The organism is Peribacillus sp. NPDC096448, assembly GCF_044762675.1.
Taxonomy (GTDB): domain Bacteria; phylum Bacillota; class Bacilli; order Bacillales; family DSM-1321; genus Peribacillus; species Peribacillus frigoritolerans_B.
In genome coordinates this window covers 159,550-182,656 of sequence record NZ_JBIWEU010000004.1, presented here as the reverse complement: position 1 = coordinate 182,656, position 23,107 = coordinate 159,550, and the positions used below count along the sequence as shown (strand labels likewise).

Here is a 23,107-nt window from a genome sequence, read left to right as displayed (position 1 = left end):
AAGGTGATCTATTATTTTGATGCAATATCTTACTTTCCAAATATATCTCCGGATATTTTTTCCCGGTCCGGAAGAATCAAGTTAAGAAGGATTCCGACGATGGCTGAAAGTGCCATTCCGGAAAGCGATACCGTTTCCGATAGTTGTACGAACGCTCCTCCGATTCCTAACACCAAGATGACTGAAGCTATCATCAGGTTTCTTTTCTTGTCAAAGTCGACCTTATTATCAATCAGCATCCTCAATCCACTTGAAGCGATGATACCGAAGAGCAAGATGGAAATGCCGCCCATCACAGCTGTAGGTATCGAGCTGATGACTGCTGAAATCTTACCGTTAAAGCCAAAGATGATTGCAGTCAATGCTGCCCCTCCGATGATATACACACTGTACGCCTTAGTCATTGTCAGGACCCCAATATTTTCACCATATGAAGTCAGCGGCGGCCCACCGATGAAGGAACCAATCATGATTCCTGCGCCATCTCCTAAAATTGAGCGATGCAAACCTGGTTTTTCCAAAAAGTTCCTGCCTACCACTTTGCTCAGTACCATCTGGTGTCCGATATGTTCTGATAAAGTTACGATGGCAACCGGTACCATGATGGCAATGACTTCCCATGAGAAGGACGGTGTATAGGTTACATAGGGAAACATGAATTCAGGCATTTCCCACCATTTTGCTGCCTTGATCGGTTCATAATCTATTATTCCTGCAACAGCCGAACAGCCGTAGCCCACTATGATTCCCATTAAAATGGGGATCAAGTTAATGAATCCCTTGAAGAACACGTTACAGATGATGGTTACCGCTAATGTGATCAGCGCTATAACTATATATGTGACGCTGTATTTATCTTGTGGATCATACATTGCCATGTCCACTGCCGTTCCGGCAAGGCTTAATCCGATTACGATAATCACCGGACCCACCACAACCGGAGGAAGTATATTCATTAACCAGCGCAATCCGACTTTTTGGATGATCAAAGCTACAATCCCATATATGAACCCTGCCGCAAAACAGCCGATCATGGCCGCTTCCGGACCTCCCAAAGCCTTAGCCGCGATGATTGGTGTAATGAAAGCGAAAGATGAACCGAGATAAGCCGGTATCTGACCTTTCGTTATCAATAAGTATGAAAGTGTGCCCAAGCCGCTTGAAACCAGTGCTACCGCCGGGCTTAATCCTACCAGAAATGGCACCAGCACCGTTGCACCGAACATTGCGAACAAATGCTGGATACTTAACGTAATCCACTGGCCAGCCTTTGGCACGTCCTCGACATCCAGTACGATGTCCCTTTTCATTTCTTCCATTTTCGTATCCCCCTCATGAAAATTCCATCAAAACTGTAAAAACCCTCTTTGCATTATACAAAGAGGGTTTCTCAGAAGGTAAATGCCTATACATAGGCACAGCTCTCCCGATTGACTCCCCTTTGCCAGCCTCTCTGGACTGTCTTTAAAAGGGTAATATGAAATTTTCATGGTGTTTAGTTTTCTAATATAGTAACTTGATCTACTTCATCCACTTCTGTTAAAGTAACTGTAATTTTTTCAGATTGGGAAGTCGGAACGTTTTTGCCGACGAAATCCGCGCGAATCGGCAATTCCCTGTGTCCCCTATCCACTAATACGGCGAGCTGGATCTGCGAAGGTCTTCCCAAATCCACCAGAGCATCCATTGCCGCTCTAACGGTTCTGCCTGTGAAAAGAACATCATCCACTAAAATCACTTTCTTGTCAGTGATATTGACCGGAATATCTGAGCCTTTTACGATGGGTTCCCCATCATTGGTCTTTTTCGAAAGGTCATCGCGATAAAGTGTAATATCCAGTTCACCCAGTTCTATTTCCTTGCCTTCTATTTGATTGATGCGCTTTGCAAGTCGGTCAGCGAGGAAAATCCCGCGTGTACGTATCCCGATTAAGACGCAATCCTCAATCCCCTTATTTTTCTCAATAATTTCATGGGCAATTCTCGTCAAGGCTCTTCTAATGGCCTGCTCATCAAGTACTATGGCTTTCTCATTCAACACGTCGGCCACCCCGATTCTTTTTTCTGATAAGTCAATTTCAACAAAAAATCCTCATGCCAAGAAGGCATGAGGATTTTATCGCAATGGGCATAAATATCCCACTTTGCGTATCCGTTTCCTTCTCAGTCTCTCTGAACTGTGTTAAAGGTTCTTATTAAGTTGTTATTATGATATATCAGAAAAATGAATTTGTCAATCCTTACTTCTACGTAATTGATTAATTAAATTCTCAAACTCTTCCGGAATCGGAGCTTCGAATTCCATATACTCATTTGTACGTGGATGAATGAAACCTAAAAGACCGGCGTGTAACGCTTGTCCATCTAATTTCAGGGTCTTTTTCGGACCATATTTCGGATCACCCGCCAGTGGGAAGCCAATGTATTTCATGTGAACACGGATTTGATGTGTCCTTCCTGTTTCAAGCTGGCATTCCACCAAAGTGAAATCTTTGAAGCGTTCGATGACACGGAAATGCGTGACAGCATTTTTGGCATTCGAATCTGTGACAGTCATGCTTTGGCGATCTTTTTTATCGCGGCCGATCGGTGCATCGATCGTTCCGAAATCATGAGGGATCACACCATGAACTACAGCTTGATACTTACGTGTAACCGTTTTGTCAACGAGCTGCTGTACCAGTTTCTCATGTGCCATATCATTTTTGGCAACCATCAATAGACCTGATGTATCTTTGTCGATCCGATGGACGATTCCAGGACGCATGACACCGTTGATTCCAGAAAGATCCTTGCAGTGAGCCATCAATCCATTTACAAGCGTACCAGATACATGCCCCGGTGCCGGATGGACGACCATACCGCTCGGTTTATTAACCACGAGTACATCTGCATCTTCATAATAGATATCCAAATCCATTTCCTCTGCTACCGCATCCAATTCCTCAAGGTCTGGAATCGTCACTTCGATTGTATCGCCAGGAACAGCTTTGTAATTCGTCTTAATAACCGCGCCATTTACCAAAACATGATCATCCTTGATCCATTGCTGGACCTGAGTGCGAGACCATTCCTCATTCAAAGTGGAAAGGGCCTTATCAATCCTAACTCCTTTTAGTGTTTCATCGATGCTGTATAACCTTTTATCCATTATCTTTCTCCTTAGCGTTTTTTTCTTCTAAAAACATATGAATCACGAGCAGTCCGACACCAATTGAAAGCGCGGCATCAGCAACATTGAATACAGGGAAACTGTAGCTGAAAATATAGGTATGAACGAAATCCACTACTTCCTGACGAGCAACACGATCGATGAAATTACCAATCGCACCGCCTAGCATGAGACCAAGTGCAACTCCAAGCAAAATGCTTTCCTTCGCCATTTTCTGAATATAATAGACAAGTCCAATAATGACAGCGATGGTGATGATGTAGAAAAACCACATTTGACCTTGTAGAATTCCCCATGCTGCCCCACGATTACGATGCGAGGTGATATATAGAAGGTTTTCAATAATTTCAATGCTTTCTCCGTACTCCATTTTTTTCACAATCATCCATTTTGTCAGCTGATCGAGAGCTATGACCAAAAGGGCAATCAAATAATAAAACACATTTTTTCCCCCAAACTAATCAAATCTTCACTTTTGAATTGTAGCATAAACTAGAAATAATGACTAATCCGAAAAACAGAACTGTACCTGAAGAATATCGGGAAGGTTGGATAAAAGCAAAATTCCCGTTTGGGGTTTTAGTTTTCATTACCACAAAAAAGCCGGCCCTTCATATAGGGACCGGCTTTTTTGCAGGAATTATTGATTCACGTAATGCTTTTTCACGACTGTAGCACAACGTGGGCAAAGTGTTGGATGATCTTCCACTTGGCCTACTTCCTTCGAAACATTCCAGCAACGTTCACACGTTTCACCTTCTGCTTTTGTAACAAGGATCGCTATATCCTCAAGTTTAACCGCTTCTGCCGGGGCACTTGCCACATCGCCAGCGATTTCGAATTCGGATACGATGAATAGCTGTTCAAAGCTTTCCTTGATGCCATCAAGCAGATTCTTCGTTTCTTCATTAACATATACCATCACTTTAGCGTTCAGTGATTTTCCGATGACCTTCTGGTTACGGGCTTCTTCTAATGCTTTCAGAACATTATCACGGACATCCATGAACGCCGTCCATTTTGACTCAATGACCTCAGCATCATCAATGGAAATCTCTTCAGGCATCAATGTCAACTGTACACTTTCTTCCGTTACACCCGGAATGAACGCCCATACTTCATCAGCTGTATGAGAGAGGATCGGTGACACCAATTTGGTTAAGCTGACCAATGATTCGTAAAGGACCGTTTGAATGGCCAAACGCTCTTTACCATTTGGTGCTTCACAATAAAGAATGTCTTTTGCATAATCAAGGTAGAACGAACTTAAATCCTGTGTACAGAAATTATTGACCATATTATAAATAGTAGCAAACTCATAATTTTCATAACTTAGCTTCGATTGTTTGATCAGTTTATTTAATTTAACCAGCATGTATCGATCGACTTCAGGCAATTCTTGAACTGCCACTTTATCGGTTTTTGGATTGAATCCATCCAAGTTCCCTAACAGGAAGCGGAATGTATTACGGATTTTACGGTAAACTTCCGAAACTTGTTTTAAAATAGGATCGGAAACCCTGACATCCGATTGGTAATCCACCGAAGCTACCCAAAGGCGTAAGATATCTGCACCAAGTTGGTTCATGACCTTGGATGGCAGTACAACGTTCCCAATCGACTTACTCATTTTACGGCCTTCGCCATCCAATGCGAACCCGTGGCTAAGTACACCTTTATATGGTGCTTTGCCTGTAACCGCAACGCTTGTTGAAAGTGATGAGTTAAACCAGCCGCGATATTGATCGGACCCTTCTAAATAAAGGTCAGCAGGGCGTTGCAAGTCGTCTCTTTCTTCAAGTACCGCTTGATGAGAAGATCCGGAATCGAACCATACGTCCATGATATCCGTTTCTTTCGTGAAGATACCATTCGGGCTGCCTTCATGTGTATAGCCTTCAGGCAGAAGATCTTTCGCTTCACGCTCAAACCAGATGTTTGAACCCTGTTCGCGGAATAGGTTTGAAATATGGTCGATGGTTTCATCCGTAATGATCGGCTCGCCATTTTCTGCATAAAACACTGGAATTGGAACGCCCCAAGCGCGTTGGCGGGATATACACCAATCCCCACGGTCACGGACCATATTGAATAGGCGCGTTTCGCCCCAAGCCGGTACCCATTTCGTTTCTTCAATCGCTTCCAGAAGTTCATTACGGAAGTCCTTGATCGACGCGAACCATTGTGCTGTTGCACGGAAGATCGTTGGCTTCTTCGTCCGCCAGTCATGTGGGTATGAGTGCGTGATGAACGTCAAGTTCAATAACGCGCCTGCTTCAGTTAATTTTTCGGTAATCGGTTTATTCGCTTGATCATAAAATAATCCGGCAAATTCCCCTGCTTCTTCCGTCATGACCCCTTTTTCATCTACAGGACAAAGTACGTCCAAGCCATATTTTTGCCCAACGATAAAGTCATCTTCACCATGACCAGGTGCAGTATGAACACAACCCGTTCCAGCTTCAGTCGTTACGTGCTCACCTAACATCACTAAAGATTCGCGGTCATAAAGAGGATGTTTGGCAACAGCACGGTCAAGCTCGCTCCCTTTTACTGTTTTTTGGATAGACGGGTTCTCCCAGCCTAATGTTTCCGTAACCGATTCAAGCAGTGCCTCAGCAAGTAAGAATTTTTCATTTTCGACAGCCACCACTACATAATTTAATTGCGGATGCAATGAGATACCAAGATTAGCTGGAATCGTCCATGGAGTTGTCGTCCAGATGATGATTTTGACACCTTCATCGATTACACCTTTGCCATCTGTGACTTCAAAAGCAACATAGATCGACGCAGAGCGTTTGTCTTGATATTCAATTTCAGCTTCGGCTAGCGCTGATTCACTTGATGGGGACCAGTAAACAGGTTTTTTCCCTTTATAAATGTAGCCTTTTTTCGCCATTTCACCGAATACCTTGATTTGCTGTGCTTCATATTCAGGCTTCAATGTGATATAAGGATTTTCCCAATCACCACGGACCCCTATTCTCTTAAACTGCTCACGTTGATTGTCAATCTGACCATAAGCATACTCTTCACAAAGCTTTCTGAATTCGGCAACGCTCATTTCTTTCCGTTTCACGCCTTTTTTCGTCAATGCCGTTTCGATTGGAAGCCCATGTGTATCCCAGCCAGGTACATACGGTGCTTGAAAACCGCTCATCGATTTAAATCGGACAATGAAATCCTTTAAAACCTTATTCATTGCATGGCCCATGTGGATATCGCCGTTGGCATATGGAGGTCCATCATGCAAAATGAATAAAGGACGTCCTTCAGTTTGTTCTTGCACTTTTTTATAGATGTTCATTTCTTTCCATTTTTCTTGGATTTCCGGTTCACGTTTCGGCAAATTCCCCCGCATTGGAAATTCAGTTTTAGGCATCAATAAGGTATCTTTGTATTCCATCATAAAATCCTCCATCCGTCTTTTAAAAAAATTCATTCGAACCGATGACTTGATATCCGGCCAAAATAAAAAGCCCTCTCATCCCTAAATAAGGGACGAGAAAGCTTTGCTTCCCGCGGTACCACCCTGGCTAGAAAGATTCACGAAGTGAATCCAACCTCTCGAGCATTCGTAACGTGAATGAAACGCTTCATTTACTTACTGCAAAAGCAGGTTCAACTCAGAACTCAAGGGTGATCTTCAATATCTTCGCTTATTCCGGGCTTTCACCATCCCCGGTTCGCTAAAAATAAGTGTGTGAAGAATTTACTTTCCCTGTCATCGTCTAATTTCATAATGAATAGTATTGTTAAAAAATTATATGCGAAAAAAGTGTTCAAAGTCAAGGAATCGTTTAAATTTCCTCTTCCACTCTCTCATTTAATTCTATTTCAGTCGCATCCACTTCATAATCCAGAAGATGATCCCAATCGTCATTGTCCAGCAAATCCAACTGTGCACCGACAAGCATTTTGAAACGTGTCCGGAATACTTTGGATTGTTTTTTCAAATCTTCGATATCCATCGCTATTTTCCTTGCTTTCACAAGTGACTCATTTACAATCCGGTCAGCATTTTTCTCTGCTTCCTTTATGATCAGTTTCGCTTCTTTTTGGGCATTGCGCCTTAATTCTTCGGCTGCTTCTTGAGCGACAATAATCGACTTGTTAAGTGTACCCTCAATTGTCGTAAAATGTCCCAAACGATCAAAAGTCTCGTTCAGTTTATCTTCCAGTTCCTTCTTCTCCCTCAAAATCAGTTCATAATCCTTAATGACCTGGTCGAGAAATTCATTTACTTCATCTTCATCATACCCTCGAAATACTTTGCTAAATTCCTTGTTATGTATATCTATCGGGGTTAAGGGCATTACGGCACCTCCAGAACGGTTTCTACTCTTGTATGTTAAAACTCTATATTCGACAATATATTTATGAATCCTGCTTTTTCTTGAATTATTTTTGTCTGCCTAACGAGATTCTCCACTTATCCTTCTTGGTTTTCCCATCGATCGAAGCTATTTTACATCTGCCAAAACCTCGGATGGAAAGTGTGTCACCTTCACGGCATTCTTCCGAGACGCTTTCCGTTTGCTTGAAATTCACCTTTACTTTTCCTGACGTTATCAAGGACTGGGTTTTTTGACGGGACAAATTCAGGACGGCCGATAGCACACTGTCAAGCCTAAGAGAACTGACGGTGGTTACTTGCTCTTCCCATTTTTCCTTAACTTGGACGATATTCTCGATTGGAAGCCGTTTGATGGAAACGGAAGCATTACCTATTTTATCCAGATTCCCAACGAGATATGAATCCATCTCTTCGGCAGCTATAAATTGAATATGCTCATCCGTCACTATTATATCACCAAATTTTTCACGTTTTACCCCTAGTGACATCAAGGTTCCAAGTATTTGCCTATGTTCAAGCGTTACAAATTTTTTTGGATAGGAGATATCGTATAAGGAGATATTGAAATCAGATGGTTCAGGAGAGTAATAATCAGGGTAAATGAGCACACGTTTTCGCTCTACGAAATCGCTCCCGCCATTGAATTGCAGTTTCGCTTCCGGATCATTCCCCATTAGGGAAGTAAGGATTTCCTGCTGACGCGGATCAAGAAAATCAGATAGTTTCGGAGCGTAGGAATTTTTAACCTGATCAATCCAATTCAAAGCCTGGTCAATAAAATCTTTTTCCTCCGGCCTGAAATGCTGATAAATACTCATGATTGAATAAATGCTCCTTAGTTATCAAATTAATGGTCGATCATAAGGAATTGATTAAACTCATTCTGCGTTGCAACTACACAGCGGAAAATGTTCCGGCTGTGTAGTAAGATGCATGTCAGGTTAATTGCTGATCATCCTATTAAGGTCTGTAAGTAATGGATTCCATAACCGCTGGCAAAATTAAGAACCAGCAAGGCCACAAGAGGTGAAAGGTCAATCATGCCAAGCGGCGGAATGAACTTTCTGAACGGTTCTAAATACGGTTCGCAAATTTTTTCCAAAAATTGACCGATTGATGTCTCCCTTGCATTGGGGAACCATGACATCAATATGTAAACGATTAATGCCATTGAATAAATTTCAATTAAATAATATAAACCCTGAAGCACTAAACCCATTAACCATTACCACCTCGCTTCTTCGTACTCCTCTTCGGCGGCGAAGCCGGTAATATTACCGGAAACATCGACGTTGTCCGGGGTACATAAGAATATATCTGTTCCGATTTTTTGGATATCCCCGCTGATTGCATAAACAGTCCCACTTAGAAAATCGATGATTCGCTTTCCTTGGTCATGCTGGATTCGTTGAAGGTTCACGACTACTGCGCGCCTGTTTTTCAAATGGTCAGCTACCTCCTGGGCTTCTGCATAAGCACGCGGCTCCAATAATACTACTTTAGAAGATTTCTGTACGCTTTGCAAACTTACGATATTCTGATTGGCATTATTCCCTGCAGAAGCGGACTGTTGCTGTTTAGCTGACTTCACGACTTTCGGTTCAGCCTCCTCTTCTTCCACCACTTCATCCCTGTACTCGTACTCATCATCCAGCGCGAAATAAGATTTAAATTTTGATACGAACGACATCTATAGCGTACCTCCTTAAAATTATTCGCCAACAAGTGCTGTACCAATCCTTATCATTGTAGCGCCTTCCTCAATGGCAATCATGAAATCATTGGACATACCCATGGACAATTCAGTACAGGGGGCATGCTTCAACTCTAAATCTTGTATTTCAACCTGGATGCCTTTCAGTTTCCGGAAACATTCCCGCAAAATCTGTTCATCATCGGTCAATGGAGCCATCGTCATCAATCCTGCAACATTCACCTTATCAAAATCAGATAACCCTTTTATGAAATCAATTGTCGCCTCAGGATTCAGACCATGTTTTGATTCCTCACCTGAAACATTCACCTGCACTAAACAGTTTATCGGCTCATTTGCGCGTTTTTGAATTTCTTCTGCCAAAGAAATGCGATCCAATGAATGGATATATGAAATTTTATCGATGACATTCTTGACTTTACGTGTTTGCATGGAACCAATATAATGCCAGTTTGGCTTGTCCTTCAGCACTTCATATTTAGCCAGAAGCCCTTCGTCACGGTTTTCACCCAAATCAAGTATTCCCGCTTCCAATGCTTCATTCGCTCTCTCGACCGAAACATATTTCGTCACTGCGATCAACTTAATCGCATCACGGTCCCTTCCACTATTTTCACATGCTATATTTATTTTTTCTTCGATGTTTTTTAAATTGTCCACTACTTTCACTGTTACTCTAAATCCTCCTTCCAACCGATAAAACTCATCAATCTGCCTGTCTTCCCATTATCACGGCGATGTGAAAAAAACAATTCATGATCGCAGCTTGTACAGTATGATGTAACGTCGATCTGACTATTTGGAATTCCTGATTTTTGAAGAATCAATGCATTAAGTTGCTTAAGGTCTAACTGATATTGTCCTTCACTGATTAAATTATAGGGCTTTTCGTCAATATCTACCAGCAAATTCTGCACTAAATCCATGACATAATCATCAACTACATAGCATTTCGAACAAATCGACGGTCCAATAACAGCAAATATCTCACTTGCTTTTATACCCTCATTCAGCCATGCCCCAACCATTTTTCGTGCAATTCCATTAACCGTACCCTTCCAGCCAGCATGTGCAACCCCAATCATTCCATGTGCCGGAGCAAGAAAGTATAAGGGCACGCAGTCTGCATAGCAAAGGGTCAATAGAACGTTTTGGTCCTTCGTATAGAATCCATCAGTCGCTTTAAAGGCTGAATCATAATCCGTAGCGCCCCTCCCGCCATCGCGGCTGGTAACCTGATGGATATTCGTTTCATGAGTCTGCTCGGCACCTATCCATTCATTAAGCGGATACATCAGCTTATCGGCTATAATCCTGCGGTTTCCCTGGACATCTTCAAGTTTATCCCCGACATGAAAACCGGTATTCAATGTTTGAAAATCAGCTGTACTGACCCCCCCGTTTTTTGTGGTGAAGCCCGCTACGAGCTGGAGATTTTTTTGTCTCCAGCTGTCAATGAGCATATATTGGTCTTTTATTAAAACAAATGGCTCTTTCATGCTATAAACCTCTTTATTTTTAGTCTAGTGTATCATATATTTGCGCCACGCACCTTTAAAAACGTTCATCTTTCAGTTCTCCTTGAAATACCGTCTGATGTTCAACAAGTATGACATCTGCACCGATTTTTTTTATTTTGCGCCATGGAATCACAATATCCTGCTCTCTCCCAAAAAAACCCATTAATCTGGTGCCATTTGAAACGACGATTGCCTCTATTTTCCCCGTGGCCGTATTTATTTCAAGGTCTGACATATTACCCAATTTCTTACCATCCGCTATATTGACGATATCCTTAATTTGAAATTCGGAAATCCTGGTCACATCACTCAGCTCCTCAAAAATTCATCATAGATGAAGGTCCTATTCCTATGTATATGACAAGATGCGCTCAAGGATGAAGATTACGATAAATAAACGTCCACGATTCACGATCCCTTCCGGAAGGGATTTTCAACAAAATAAAAAAGCCGCAATGGATAAGTAGCTGTGAAGCGGGTACCGACATTTTTGCCCTACCCGCTTCAGCTAACTTTTTCTCTTGCTCAGCTTCTACTGTTGGATATTTTTATTCATTTGCTTGATTGCCGCTTTTTCCAATCGGGAGACCTGTGCTTGTGAAATGCCGATTTCCTCGGCTACCTCCATTTGCGTCTTCCCTTGGAAAAACCGTTTGCGAAGGATCATTTTTTCCCGGTCATTCAACCGTCTCATGCCTTCATTTATAGCTATTTCATCAATCCAGGTACTATCTTTATTTTTTTCATCACTCAGTTGGTCGAGTACATAAATCGGATCCCCGCCATCATTATAAATCGGTTCAAAAAGTGAAACTGGATCTTGTATAGCATCTAGTGCAAAAACAATTTCTTCATGAGGAACTTCCAACACCTTGGCGATTTCTTCAGCTGTCGGCTCACGAAGGGTCTGGCTTATGAGCTTTTCTTTTACCTGCAAAGCTTTGTAAGCGATGTCTCTTAAAGAACGGGATACCCGAATCGGATTATTGTCACGGAGATATCTTCTGATTTCTCCAATAATCATCGGTACAGCATACGTTGAAAACTTAACATTTTGACCTAGGTCAAAGTTATCTATCGACTTCATCAACCCTATACAGCCTACCTGAAATAGATCATCTACATACTCTCCCCGATTGTTGAAGCGTTGAATGACGCTTAGAACGAGTCGAAGATTCCCGTTTACCAGTTTCTCTCTTGCTGAAATATCGCCATCTTGCAGTTCTTTAAAGAGTTTTCTCATTTCTTCATTCTTTAAAACCGGTAATTTTGATGTATCCACACCGCAGATTTCAACCTTATTACGAGACAAAATTATTCCCTCCTCACAGGAGCGCTGTACAAAAAACAGTATTTCCGCGGGAGGAAAAAATATGCACATGGCTAGAACAGAAAATCCCGATTATTTTTCAATATAGCTACCAAAGTATTGATTTGATTGACATTTAAGCACTTTATTTTTTTACACCATTTTATTAAATTCTTTACGAAGCCTCTTAATAATCCTTTTTTCTAAACGCGAAATGTAAGATTGGGAAATCCCCAGCATGTCGGCAACGTCCTTTTGGGTTTTTTCTTCCCCGCCTGCAAGTCCAAAACGGAGTTCCATTATCTGTTTTTCACGTTCTGATAACTGTGTAAGTGCTTTTGTCAGGAGCTTACGGTCAACGTTTGCCTCAAGGTCTTTCGTGATAATGTCATCATCCGTACCAAGTACATCCGATAACAGAAGTTCATTTCCATCCCAATCAATATTCAGAGGCTCATCAAAAGAAACTTCAGAGCGGATTTTGTTATTTCTGCGTAAATACATCAATATTTCATTCTCGATGCATCTCGATGCATATGTAGCCAGTTTTATTTTCTTCTCAGGATTGAATGTATTCACAGCTTTGATCAAACCTATGGTACCTATGCTGATTAAATCTTCAATGTTGATGCCAGTATTTTCGAATTTCCTGGCAATGTAAACAACCAGCCTTAAATTACGTTCAATCAAGATCGAGCGTGCAGCTTCATCACCATTTGGTAATTTATTGATCAGTATTGCCTCTTCTTCCTTTGAAAGGGGTGGCGGCAGCGCCTCACTCCCTCCTATATAAAATATTTCGTCCGTTTTCAATCCGAGCTTGAACAATAGTTTGTACCAAAAGTAAGTGAGCCGAAGAATGAATTTCTTCAAAATAATTCTCCCTTCTAATAAACGGATTATGGGTCAAATTTAAGAGTGAATCGATGGTTCAGGAGGCAGTTTGTACCGGGATCCCGGTTAACATCTTCGGGTGAACGATAGATTGATAGCTATTATCGGGAGAGAGTTGTTGAAAGGTAAACGAAACGAGACCCTGCTTGACATGAAATTCTTTTTCTCCTTGAACGATTTTAATATAATCCGGTTTGATTGCGGTTAACAGCTGATGCTCATGCCCTACGACTTTATAAGGGATGACACGCATTCTTCCTGTCCATGAATATTCGGGCTGCACTTCCTGACTAATCAGGTTATCAGGGTTTTTAAAGAGCTCCAGCATATCGTTCGGAATTCCTGTTTCCCCGCCTGAAAGAGAGATGATCATTACTGGGGAACGTGTAATCGGGTCATATAGTTGATTGCCGCTATCCACCAATCCATGAAACGTTCCTTCAAAGTCAGAAATTTTAACCGAGACCGAAACCATTTGTTCATGTGTAAGCTTGGTCATTTCCATCCCTTCAAGTGTTCGCTTGGAAAATTGCCATGCGAGCGGGAACCCGATCATTACGAATATCCAGCTGACAGGGTCGCCAAAACGATTGATTCCGGCATATTGACCAGGGTCCTTGGACACGATTTGGAATTCAAATAAGTAGTGAAGTCCCAGAAGGATTCCTCCCGATAAAAATGTCACAAAATATAAAGTGGCCACCGATTTCACGAAAAGTTTTAACCTATTGAACCCAAAGGTTGCCAGCACCATGACCATGGATACGAAAATCTTCATGTATACCCGGTCGGCAATTGCATAAAAAGGAGTGAATGCCAATACGATAATGAAGGAACCAATCAGTCCGCCGATGCACACCCGCCAAAGAGCTACCCTTCGTTTGAGAATGATTGCGGTCCAATATAAAAGGAGGCAGTCAAATAACCAATTCAATAACCAGATCACATCTAAATATAAAGTCAAACACCCTCCCCTCCTTATATGAACTAACCTTCCACTAGCAAAAAGTATAGCGTACCTGCCCTTAGAAAGTGTGTCACTTTTTGTACCGAAAACTTAAGAGTTTTTCAGTCATTTTTACCCTTTTTGTAGAAAAACAGCTATTGATATTTTCAAGACTGTCTTAGAGACTATCCTGCTCCCTTTTACTTCTGTCGATTTATGTTATAAAAGTTTAATAATTTATCATTTCCCACCAGAAGACTCCCTCTTCAAGCGTGTATAGGGCTAGAGCCCAACGGTAAGGGGGATGAATGGCAGTTGGCCTAAGCCAAAGTATTTTTTGACAAACATATGTTCCTTGTTTGATAATAACGGGGGGTGAAACCAATGGTCGTAAACAAGGCTTATAAATTTCGAATCTATCCAACGAAAGAACAACTTATTCCTATCAATAAAACGTTTGGCTGCTCTCGTTTTGACCTATAACTTCTATTTAGGCAAACAAAATGAGAAAGATGCTTACTGGTATATCTGTGAAGAAATGAAGCAAAACGGCCAATTACCCTCTAATGAATGGAAAGGTTCTTTTCTGAATAAATACACAACAATCAAAGAACTTCCAGCTATAAAGAAAGAGTATTCTATCCTGAAAGAAGTAGACAGTATAGCCTTACAGAAATCGGCGGAAAATTCAGCAGATTCCTATAGTCGATATTAAAAAACAAAACGAGTCGCCACGTTTCAAATCCGGTCCAATCCTACACGGCTAAACATACGAATGGAAATATCGGAATGATTGGAAACCAAATTAAATTGCCCAAACTCGGCCTCGTTCGTTTTGCTAAAAGCCGCGAAGTCGAAGGGCGAATCATCAATGCCACAAATCAGGCGGAACCCATCGGGTAAATATTTCATTTCCGTTTTAGCGGAAACCAATGTACCAGTACTTCCTAAAACGAATCGTTCGTGCGGTGTAGATCTTGGTTTGAAGAACTTTTCGATTCTTTCAGATGGTACGGTTTATCAAAACCCAAAATTCTTACGGACGGTCGAAAAAAAACTGGCCAAAGCACAACGAATTCTTTCAAGGCGGCAAGAAATAGCCTTGAATCAAAATAAACCATTGGCTGAAGCCAAAAACTATCAAAAACAAAAACGAAAGTCGTGATCCTACAGAAATTCCCCATTATTATGAGGTCATTTGACACAATTGCTTTTAAGGAATGCATTTTATTAACGACAAAAAACCGTTCCCAAATGGGAACGGCATATGACGTCGGTATTAACGGCGTCTATTACGGTTACGGAGGAAGGTTGGAATATCCAGGGCCTCATCACCTTGATTGGCATTACGTGCAGGCTGTTCATTGACTTCTTCCCTCTTCACTTCACGCTTCACGTTTGGCTGTGGCGTTTGTTGTGTCTGAGGTCTTGATTGCTGCTGCTGTCCGAGTGTTGGACGTCCAGTAGGCCTAATTGAAGCTTCAACCTCGTTAAAGCCTGTAGCAATTACCGTAACGACGATTTCATCTTTAAGGTTTTCATTGATAACCGAACCAAAAATCATGTTGACGTCTTGATCGGATGCTGTAGCCACGATATCGGCCGCTTCCTGGACTTCAAAAAGACTTAGGTTCGTACCACCGGTAATATTCATCAGTACGCCTTGGGCACCATCAATTGATGTTTCAAGCAACGGACTGGAAATGGCTTTTTTCGCCGCTTCCGCCGCACGGTTTTCCCCGGAGGAAATCCCGATTCCCATAAGAGCGGAACCTTTGTTGGACATGATGGTCTTCACATCGGCAAAGTCTAAGTTAATAAGACCTGGAACAGCAATTAAATCTGAAATCCCTTGTACACCTTGGCGAAGTACATTATCGGCTTCACGGAATGCTTCAAGCATTGGCGTGCTTTTATCGACGATTTCAAGAAGGCGGTCGTTCGGAATGACGATCAGTGTGTCAACCGATTCCTTCATGGATGAAATGCCGCCTTGTGCCTGTGTTGCACGTTTTCGGCCTTCGAAAGTAAATGGACGTGTAACTACACCCACTGTAAGGGCCCCTAAATCTTTAGCAATGCCCGCTATGACAGGAGCAGCCCCCGTTCCCGTACCGCCGCCCATTCCAGCCGTTACGAATACCATATCGGCACCTTTAAGCGCTTCTTCAATCTGCTCTTTGCTTTCTTCAGCAGCCTTTTTTCCTACCTCTGGATTGGCACCTGCACCCAAACCGCGTGTAAGCTTCCCACCGATTTGCATTTTGATTTCTGCTTTTGATAGATTAAGAGCCTGTGCGTCAGTATTGACAGAAATAAACTCAACACCCTGTACACCATGCTCGATCATTCTGTTTACCGCATTGTTTCCGCCGCCGCCAACACCTATTACTTTTATCGTTGCTAATTGTTCTAGATTAGAATCAAACTCCAACATGACAATCCTCCTATTTTGACGAAATTCCCGATTCTTAATGATTGTTATTCAAAAAAGTAACCCAGGATTTTTTTGAATTTAGATTCACCTTTTTCACCTTGTTTTTTAGCCGTGTTCTCTTTGTTTTTCTGAGAAACCTTCTGGCTGCGCTGGTCGTTATCTTCTTGAGCTTGTCCAGCTGCTACAGGAGTTTTATTAGCGGTGTTTTTTTTCATTCTCTCTTTCTTGCATGCGTGTTTAATCAGACCAACAGCCGTAGTGTATTGGGGTTCCCTAACACCAATGTAATTGGGTTCAGCTGTCCTTACTCGGTTTTGGAACACATATTGAGCCAGCTCCAGGACTCCCGGCATCTTGACGACGCCCCCGGTCAACACGAAACCACCCGGTATATCCTGGAAGCCAAGTCTCTTCAAATCATCTTGAATCAACTCGAATATTTCGGTCACCCGCGCTTCAATGATATCCGAAAGCATTAACTGGTTGCAGGTCTGCTGCTGATCGCTGCCGATGATCGGTATTTGGAATACTTCATCTTCAGACGCGTCATCATAAAAGGCATGTCCATGCTTTACTTTTATTTTCTCAGCTTCTTCCATAGTCGTCCTTAGAACGATGGAAAGGTCCTTCGTAAGTGTTTCCCCGCCTATAGGTATCACAGACGTATATTGTAAATAGCCTTGTTCGAAAATCGCCAGGGTCGTGGAACCTCCGCCAATATCGACAAGTGCCACACCAAGTTCTTTTTCATCCTTGGATAAAACAAGGGAACCTGCGGCTAAGGGCTGAAGGGCGATATCGGTTATTTCCAATCCTGCCCTTTCCACACAGCGCAGCGTATTATGTAAAATTGTCCGAAGACCTGTGATTAATATCCCTCTCATTTCCAACCGGACACCTATCATGCCCCTTGGATCACTGATTTCATCAAGTTCATCAACTTTGTAGTGAATCGGCACCACGTCGATGATTTCCCTGTCGGAAGGTATCGTTATTAACTCCGCTGCTTCCCTGACACGGAAAACGTCATGCTCGGTAATCTCTTTATTGTCACTGGATACCGCTACTACCCCATGACACGGCTGAAGCGTCACATGATTTCCACTTATGCCTACGATTACCTTTTTTATCTCCATCCCTATCATCCGTTCTGCTTGCTCTATAGCCTTTTGAATGGATTGGACGGTTTCATCTATACCGACGATCGAACCCTTTTTGAGCCCTTCTGATTTAACATTTCCTACGCCGATTATATTTAATGTGTCATTGACCATTTCCCCAATGATAACTTTTACACTGGATGTACCGATGTCAAGACTTACGTATATTTCATTGCTGTTCATTCCATGGCACCTCCTTCAGTTTTATACATGTATTAGTAGAATAACATTTTTATATCGAAGACTTATACATTATAGAATAACAGAACTGAATACAACAACTGGCGAATTTCATAGATAAGCGTTTCATTTGGTATTTCCCGAACAAAACTCGTAGATTTCTCACTTTATGGTGCATATTGTTCGCTTCTCAATGAAACTGATCTACTTAATAAACTAGATACTGCCATAAACTATTCGTCATTTATAACTTAATTCCCTTTAAAATTATAGATTTTTTTTCTGCTTTTTCCGGGAAATGGACCATTTTTCAATCAGGATCCTTCTAATCAGGGCAATATTTTGAAAGAGCCTTACACCGAACACAAAGATTGCGGCTAAATATAAGTCTACACCAAGATGTACACCTAGAAAAGCCAAACCTGCGGCTAAAACAATATTAAAGAAGAATCCTGTTACAAATACAACTTCATCATAAAGATTTTGCAAATGAGCCCGTATGCCCCCAAATAAGGTATCAAAAGCAGCAAGCACGGCAATGGAGAGATAATTTGAATATTCATGGGGAATATCAATATCCACCAAAAAACCAAGGGTGATTCCAATCAACAGCCCAAAAACTGAAAGCCACATTACGATTCCCCCCCATCCATAATGGGTTCCATGTGTTCCACATTAATAGCATTTTGGTAAGCCGGCAATGTCAACTCGCGTGAAGGCACATTGATCTGCACTTCAAAATTATCTATAAAGAAATCATCCATAAGTTCGGAACCTTCAATGCGCTGCTTCAGTTTCTTTGGATTAACGGTTATTGCCTGTATTTCGACCGGGTAATGAACTAGAGGATATCCGTCCATTTTCGGCTGCCCATTAATATCACGAATAACCGATGTTGATATATATCTTTGTCCTGAAATGGAAATTTCGTCAGCGCCATACCTATACATTTCATTAATGAGCCGAATGATCAATACAGGTGAAATATACTCGGTCTTCTTACCAAGAAGGATATCTGCTTTGATAGGCTGTATAGATACGATTACCCCATTACCTTTTATTTCGGTCAAGCCTGCATCCGTCTTTAATTCGGTCAGGGTGTTACGCAATACTTCTTCTTTACTCTCATTTTTCTTTGTTTCATAGGATGCTATTTTTCCCTCAAGCTTACTGATACCCTCTATTAATTCCGCCTGGGTCTGCTGTTCTTTCAATAAATCATTTTTCAGTTCCCACATATCCCTTGTATCGGAAACGACAGGCTGATTCACCAAATTGAATTGAATAGCGAGCATGAAGCCAGCAATCAACGTAACCAAACTAAAAGAAAGCTTTTTTTTCATTTCCAGTTTCTCACCAATCTTTCATCGAATCCGGCGGTCTGATCACCCTCCAATAATTGGATCAAAAATGATATTCTTTTGCTTTTCCACTGTAAAGATAATATTCTCATTAACTAGCTGTTCCTTGATGCCACCGGGTAAATCCAGTGAAGCACCCAGGACATCCGGGTTCCCAATCGCAGATATGATGAAGGGAGCAGGATGCTGATGGCCATCGATTGTAATCACAGGCCCATTACAGATTATGTATGAATCATGATTTAACCTTTGACCGTTAATCGCAACAGCCTCTGCACCTGATATGTATAGTTCATTGACGACCTTGAAGACATGCTGTTCATGGACGAGGTAATTATTAACATTGGCTTCTGAATCCATATCTGTACCATCTTCAAGCGTCACCTGAAGGCCTGAGCCTTTCACTTTCACTTTTCCGAGAAACATACGGTATTTTTCCGTTTCCTTTGCCAAATTGAAAAAAAGCTGCTTTTCCTGCGCTAGGTCTTTTTCTATTTGGGATACATTTTCTTGCTTCTTAAGGAGTTCCTTCTGAAGTTCCCGGTTCTGCTTCTCTTGTTCGATCAGTTGCTGCCTGAGCACATATTCCTGATCCCAGGCTTTGTCCTTCCCTGCACCTGCACCTTCACCTTCTTTGGTCAGATTGTAAGAGAAGGCAATCATGAATCCGAGAACCACGCAAACCAGGGGTAAAACCACCCGTTTGCCATTAATTTTCCTCATTGGTGCCTTCCTTTTGTTCAGCGTCTTCATATGCTTTAAAATAAGAACCCACTTCCAGATCGATGACTCCCTTTACATCTGGATCCAACTGGCCGACTATCGATGGATAGTGAATCATTTTCTCGTATAAAGTCCGGCTTGTCGCACTTACTTCAAACCCATCGTTCATGAACATGACGATGTGGTAGTCATCGGTTTTTGTAGGAGCGTAATGAATTTCCGAAATGGCATTCTGAATCTCGGCAGGAAGCTTGTCCAGCTCTTCTAAAAGCAACTTTAGTGCTTTACCCTCTTTGAAACCAATTAAAACAGGGGCAAATACTGGAATTTCTCCTGTTGCCAACTCCTCTAAAACAGACCCGTTTTCCAAAATGGGTGCAAACTTCCCATTATTGGACAGATATGCCATCCTGTTATGTTCCGAAACGGTAATTTTAATGGAATTAGGAAATACCGGTGTCACCTTGACGCTTTTTATTTCTTGATTTTTTTTGATATTGGCTGCCGCTGCCCCTGTATCAACCTTCCAAATGCTTCGATCCTTCTTCACCTTACTCAATTTAATGATCTGTTTGGAAGTAATATAACGATTCCCCTCTACCTGCACGGATTTCACATAGCTCAACGGGGATAAGAAATATAGCACACAAGCAACCAGAATGAAGAAAAGGGACAGCAAAAGAACAAGTCGCCTGTTTGCTTTGCTTTTTCTTAATTGTTTTAATTTCGGGATGCGGTCCTCAATGGAAACGATTTTTCCCTTTTCCATCCCCTTCACCTCTTCCTGAAAAAATGGATGGTTCTTGACAGTGTGAAATCAAGACAAACTCAATATTATGTTATTAACTAACTTTAAAGGTAATACATTATATCACAATATTTGGATATAATGAATCACATTATTTCCTTCCTATAATTTCCACTTCTGTTTCCATTTCAATCTCAAATTTATCATATACCGTATCCTTCACATGCTGTATCAAGGCTTGAACATCCGCTGCACTTCCATTACCTGTGTTAACGATAAAGTTCCCGTGCATCGGTGAAATCTGAGCGCCGCCAATAGAATGTCCCTTCAGGCCTGCATTCTCGACCAATTTACCAGCATGGTGTGGAAGTGGATTCCTAAATATGCTCCCGGCACATGGAAGATTGTATGGCTGGGTATCTTTACGGTAATTCTTGTTATTTTGCATTCTTTCAACGATTTCGGTTTTATCACCCTCTATCAATTGAAAAATTGCTTCCAGCACGATACCAGGTCTTTTCTTCTGAAGCAGAGAAGTTCGATAAGAAAACTCCATTTCTTCTTTCGATAGCCAAGCTAGAGTTCCATCTTCAAAAAGAACATGTGCCTCCTTGAGAATTTCACTCATATCGGAACCGTGTGCACCAGCGTTCATATAGACTGCCCCGCCGACGGAACCAGGAATCCCACTGGCAAATTCCAATCCTGCATATCCTTTTTTACTGATTTGTACGGATAGGCTGACAAGTGATACCCCAGCTCCTGCTTTAATCTCCGTCCCATTTATCTCGAGATGATCAAGTCCTTTACCCAATTTAAGCACGGCACCTTCAATTCCGCCATCACTGACCAGTAGGTTCGAGCCTCTGCCGATCACCCTCCACGGCATTCCATTTTCTTTGATGACCTGCATCGCTTTTTCTATATTTTCAATGGATGACGGCACGATGAATAAATCAGCCGGCCCCCCAATTTTCATAGTTGTATGATTTGCAAGCGGTTCCTGTTCAAGAACTTTGCCGATTTTCATTTCAGTTAATTGCTTTATCACATTATCCATGATAAACCTCCTTGTTGTTCCAAAAATTCCAAGTTATAATTTTCATTTCCTCTTCCATGAGGTCACTTATATTACAAGATTAATAACGCCTTTTTAGCAGAAAAATGAACAGAAGCAAGCCCCAGTACGGCCTAACCCTCTTATACTATAGTCTAAACAAAGACGTATTGCCAATATTTATTGTGGATTCCCCAACATTCATACATGGTAATATTTAAGCGGCATTTCATTTATTTCTAATTTTCGGCAAGGCACCCTCCAAAATCGTTTTCCTGGAAGGGTTTTCAACGTAAAAAAGGGAAGCCCTGCGTTTAACAGGGCTTCCACTTTGCCAAACCACATTTTTTACTTATTTCAGAACCTTGAATATCGGCTAATATTCAGGAGCACCCCAATCGCCATCAACATGAGCGTCAGCGATGAACCGCCATAACTTAAGAGGGGCAAGGTGATACCCGTAACTGGCATCAGACCTGTTACCACCCCAATATTGATCATCACTTGAATGGCGACCATTGCAATGATTCCCACCGCTACAAGGCTACCATATAAATCAGGGGCACCAAGTGCGATCCGAATGCCCCGCCAAAGCATAAGCGCAAATAATAAAATGACCAGAGAGCCCCCGATGAAGCCAAGTTCCTCGGAAAGTATGGCAAAAATGAAATCAGTCTGCGGTTCTGGTAAATAGAAAAACTTTTGGCGGCTTTGCCCGAGTCCCAATCCGAACAATCCTCCTGGCCCGATTGCATAAAACGATTGAATCATTTGAAATCCACTGCCCAAAGGGTCTTCCCAAGGATCCAGAAAAGACGTGATCCTTTTTATCCGGTAGGGCGCTGACAAAATCAGACCGATAAAACCTGCTACCCCAATTAGCCCCAAGCCGACAAAATGACTGATTTTTGCCCCGGAAATAAAAATCATGACAATGCACGTTCCAACCATTACCGTTCCCGTTCCAAGGTCCGGTTGTAACATGATCAATCCAAATGCCAAAAACACTAAACCCAAGGATGGAAGCATCCCTTTTTTAAAGGAGGTGATCAGCTTTTGCCGTTCTGATAAAAACTTAGCTAAAAAAGCGATCATCGCCAGCTTCATGAACTCAGAGGGTTGGACCGAAAAAGCACCTACACCAATCCAGCTCCTTGAACCATTTCTCGCCATCCCTATACCTGGTACAAGCACAGCCAGTAACATAATGAAACAAATGATGATAAGGATCTTGGCCCATGTCCGCCACGTCCAGTAATCCACATTCATGATAAAAAACATCGCTATGACACCGACGCAGGCAAACAGCAACTGCCTTTTAGCAAAATAAAACGAATCATCAAATTTATATGTTGCCCAAATGGCACTCGCGCTGTAAACCATGATTAATCCAACAGTCAAAAGACTTAAGGTGACGATAATGAGAATGAGATCAGGATTCGATTTTTTTAATGGCACGGACATCCACCTCTAGGAAGTTTTTCGAGCCTGCGAATATATACATCAGTACTGATTGCTTGTCAGCA

Annotated in this window: 23 protein-coding genes and 1 pseudogene; 1 reads left to right on the top strand and 23 read right to left on the bottom strand. The window is 41.8% G+C overall.

Annotation, left to right across the window (positions count from 1 at the left end; genetic code table 11):
- Positions 1-29: 29 nt before the first annotated feature.
- From ACIQ0C_RS09460 to spoIIGA, 15 genes are all read right to left on the bottom strand, one after another.
- The gene (locus ACIQ0C_RS09460) at positions 30-1,319 is read right to left on the bottom strand and encodes a solute carrier family 23 protein (RefSeq protein WP_402839655.1); all 1,290 of its coding nucleotides are present in this window, start codon (positions 1,317-1,319) and stop codon (positions 30-32) included.
- A gap of 176 nt (positions 1,320-1,495) precedes the next feature.
- On the bottom strand, positions 1,496-2,038 hold the full coding sequence (gene pyrR, locus ACIQ0C_RS09455) for a bifunctional pyr operon transcriptional regulator/uracil phosphoribosyltransferase PyrR (RefSeq protein WP_402839658.1): 543 nt from the start codon (positions 2,036-2,038) through the stop codon (positions 1,496-1,498).
- A 195-nt stretch (positions 2,039-2,233) separates the two neighbouring features.
- Positions 2,234-3,151: an RluA family pseudouridine synthase gene (locus tag ACIQ0C_RS09450; protein WP_402839660.1), complete on the bottom strand. Its 918-nt coding sequence runs from the start codon at positions 3,149-3,151 to the stop codon at positions 2,234-2,236.
- Entirely contained in the window at positions 3,144-3,614 is a 471-nt protein-coding gene (gene lspA, locus ACIQ0C_RS09445) for a signal peptidase II (RefSeq protein WP_034313851.1), read from the bottom strand. The genes ACIQ0C_RS09450 and lspA overlap by 8 nt, the downstream gene beginning before the upstream one ends.
- A gap of 198 nt (positions 3,615-3,812) precedes the next feature.
- Positions 3,813-6,581, bottom strand: coding sequence for an isoleucine--tRNA ligase (ileS, locus tag ACIQ0C_RS09440; protein ID WP_403059444.1), 2,769 nt, complete (start codon positions 6,579-6,581; stop codon positions 3,813-3,815).
- 394 nt (positions 6,582-6,975) lie between these two features.
- Positions 6,976-7,491, bottom strand: a complete 516-nt coding sequence (locus tag ACIQ0C_RS09435; protein ID WP_402839664.1) for a DivIVA domain-containing protein — start codon at positions 7,489-7,491, stop codon at positions 6,976-6,978.
- An 85-nt stretch (positions 7,492-7,576) separates the two neighbouring features.
- The gene (locus tag ACIQ0C_RS09430) at positions 7,577-8,350 is read right to left on the bottom strand and encodes a YlmH family RNA-binding protein (protein ID WP_403059230.1); all 774 of its coding nucleotides are present in this window, start codon (positions 8,348-8,350) and stop codon (positions 7,577-7,579) included.
- Between the two features lie 134 nt (positions 8,351-8,484).
- Positions 8,485-8,751 (bottom strand): YggT family protein, encoded by a 267-nt coding sequence (locus tag ACIQ0C_RS09425; protein WP_053534342.1) that lies wholly within the window; start codon positions 8,749-8,751, stop codon positions 8,485-8,487.
- Between the two features lie 6 nt (positions 8,752-8,757).
- Entirely contained in the window at positions 8,758-9,222 is a 465-nt protein-coding gene (locus tag ACIQ0C_RS09420; protein WP_402839670.1) for a cell division protein SepF, read from the bottom strand.
- 21 nt (positions 9,223-9,243) lie between these two features.
- Positions 9,244-9,915: a YggS family pyridoxal phosphate-dependent enzyme gene (locus ACIQ0C_RS09415; protein WP_402839673.1), complete on the bottom strand. Its 672-nt coding sequence runs from the start codon at positions 9,913-9,915 to the stop codon at positions 9,244-9,246.
- Between the two features lie 2 nt (positions 9,916-9,917).
- A complete protein-coding gene (gene pgeF, locus ACIQ0C_RS09410; RefSeq protein WP_403059228.1) occupies positions 9,918-10,745 on the bottom strand; it encodes a peptidoglycan editing factor PgeF in 828 nt (275 codons plus the stop codon).
- Positions 10,746-10,800: 55 nt separating this feature from the next.
- Positions 10,801-11,070, bottom strand: coding sequence for a YlmC/YmxH family sporulation protein (locus ACIQ0C_RS09405; protein ID WP_034313870.1), 270 nt, complete (start codon positions 11,068-11,070; stop codon positions 10,801-10,803).
- A 228-nt stretch (positions 11,071-11,298) separates the two neighbouring features.
- Positions 11,299-12,078 carry an RNA polymerase sporulation sigma factor SigG gene (gene sigG / locus ACIQ0C_RS09400; protein WP_034313871.1) on the bottom strand — a complete coding sequence of 260 codons (780 nt, stop codon included), beginning with the start codon at positions 12,076-12,078 and terminating at the stop codon, positions 11,299-11,301.
- A gap of 150 nt (positions 12,079-12,228) precedes the next feature.
- On the bottom strand, positions 12,229-12,948 hold the full coding sequence (sigE, locus tag ACIQ0C_RS09395) for an RNA polymerase sporulation sigma factor SigE (protein WP_034313874.1): 720 nt from the start codon (positions 12,946-12,948) through the stop codon (positions 12,229-12,231).
- 58 nt (positions 12,949-13,006) lie between these two features.
- Positions 13,007-13,933 (bottom strand): sigma-E processing peptidase SpoIIGA, encoded by a 927-nt coding sequence (gene spoIIGA, locus ACIQ0C_RS09390; RefSeq protein ID WP_403059226.1) that lies wholly within the window; start codon positions 13,931-13,933, stop codon positions 13,007-13,009.
- Positions 13,934-14,299: 366 nt separating this feature from the next.
- On the opposite strand from spoIIGA, the pseudogene ACIQ0C_RS09385 reads away from it, so the two are divergent.
- Positions 14,300-15,032, top strand: a pseudogene (locus ACIQ0C_RS09385) (RNA-guided endonuclease TnpB family protein); the annotation flags it as partial.
- Between the two features lie 162 nt (positions 15,033-15,194).
- Here ACIQ0C_RS09385 and ftsZ read toward each other — a convergent pair.
- The 8 genes from ftsZ to spoVE form a co-directional block, all read right to left on the bottom strand.
- Positions 15,195-16,352, bottom strand: a complete 1,158-nt coding sequence (gene ftsZ, locus ACIQ0C_RS09380; RefSeq protein ID WP_098371076.1) for a cell division protein FtsZ — start codon at positions 16,350-16,352, stop codon at positions 15,195-15,197.
- A gap of 44 nt (positions 16,353-16,396) precedes the next feature.
- The gene (gene ftsA, locus ACIQ0C_RS09375) at positions 16,397-17,695 is read right to left on the bottom strand and encodes a cell division protein FtsA (RefSeq protein ID WP_402839689.1); all 1,299 of its coding nucleotides are present in this window, start codon (positions 17,693-17,695) and stop codon (positions 16,397-16,399) included.
- 264 nt (positions 17,696-17,959) lie between these two features.
- Positions 17,960-18,325 (bottom strand): small basic family protein, encoded by a 366-nt coding sequence (locus ACIQ0C_RS09370; RefSeq protein WP_403059224.1) that lies wholly within the window; start codon positions 18,323-18,325, stop codon positions 17,960-17,962.
- Positions 18,325-19,035, bottom strand: coding sequence for a DUF881 domain-containing protein (locus tag ACIQ0C_RS09365; RefSeq protein ID WP_403059222.1), 711 nt, complete (start codon positions 19,033-19,035; stop codon positions 18,325-18,327). Before ACIQ0C_RS09365 ends, ACIQ0C_RS09370 begins: the two co-directional genes overlap by 1 nt.
- A gap of 42 nt (positions 19,036-19,077) precedes the next feature.
- A complete protein-coding gene (locus tag ACIQ0C_RS09360) occupies positions 19,078-19,776 on the bottom strand; it encodes a DUF881 domain-containing protein (RefSeq protein ID WP_403059220.1) in 699 nt (232 codons plus the stop codon).
- Positions 19,763-20,545 carry a cell division protein FtsQ/DivIB gene (locus ACIQ0C_RS09355; RefSeq protein ID WP_402839699.1) on the bottom strand — a complete coding sequence of 261 codons (783 nt, stop codon included), beginning with the start codon at positions 20,543-20,545 and terminating at the stop codon, positions 19,763-19,765. The genes ACIQ0C_RS09360 and ACIQ0C_RS09355 overlap by 14 nt, the downstream gene beginning before the upstream one ends.
- A 130-nt stretch (positions 20,546-20,675) precedes the next feature.
- Positions 20,676-21,584: a UDP-N-acetylmuramate dehydrogenase gene (gene murB, locus ACIQ0C_RS09350; protein ID WP_402839701.1), complete on the bottom strand. Its 909-nt coding sequence runs from the start codon at positions 21,582-21,584 to the stop codon at positions 20,676-20,678.
- A 354-nt stretch (positions 21,585-21,938) separates the two neighbouring features.
- Positions 21,939-23,045, bottom strand: coding sequence for a stage V sporulation protein E (gene spoVE / locus ACIQ0C_RS09345; RefSeq protein WP_245406448.1), 1,107 nt, complete (start codon positions 23,043-23,045; stop codon positions 21,939-21,941).
- Between the last annotated feature and the right edge of the window lie 62 nt (positions 23,046-23,107).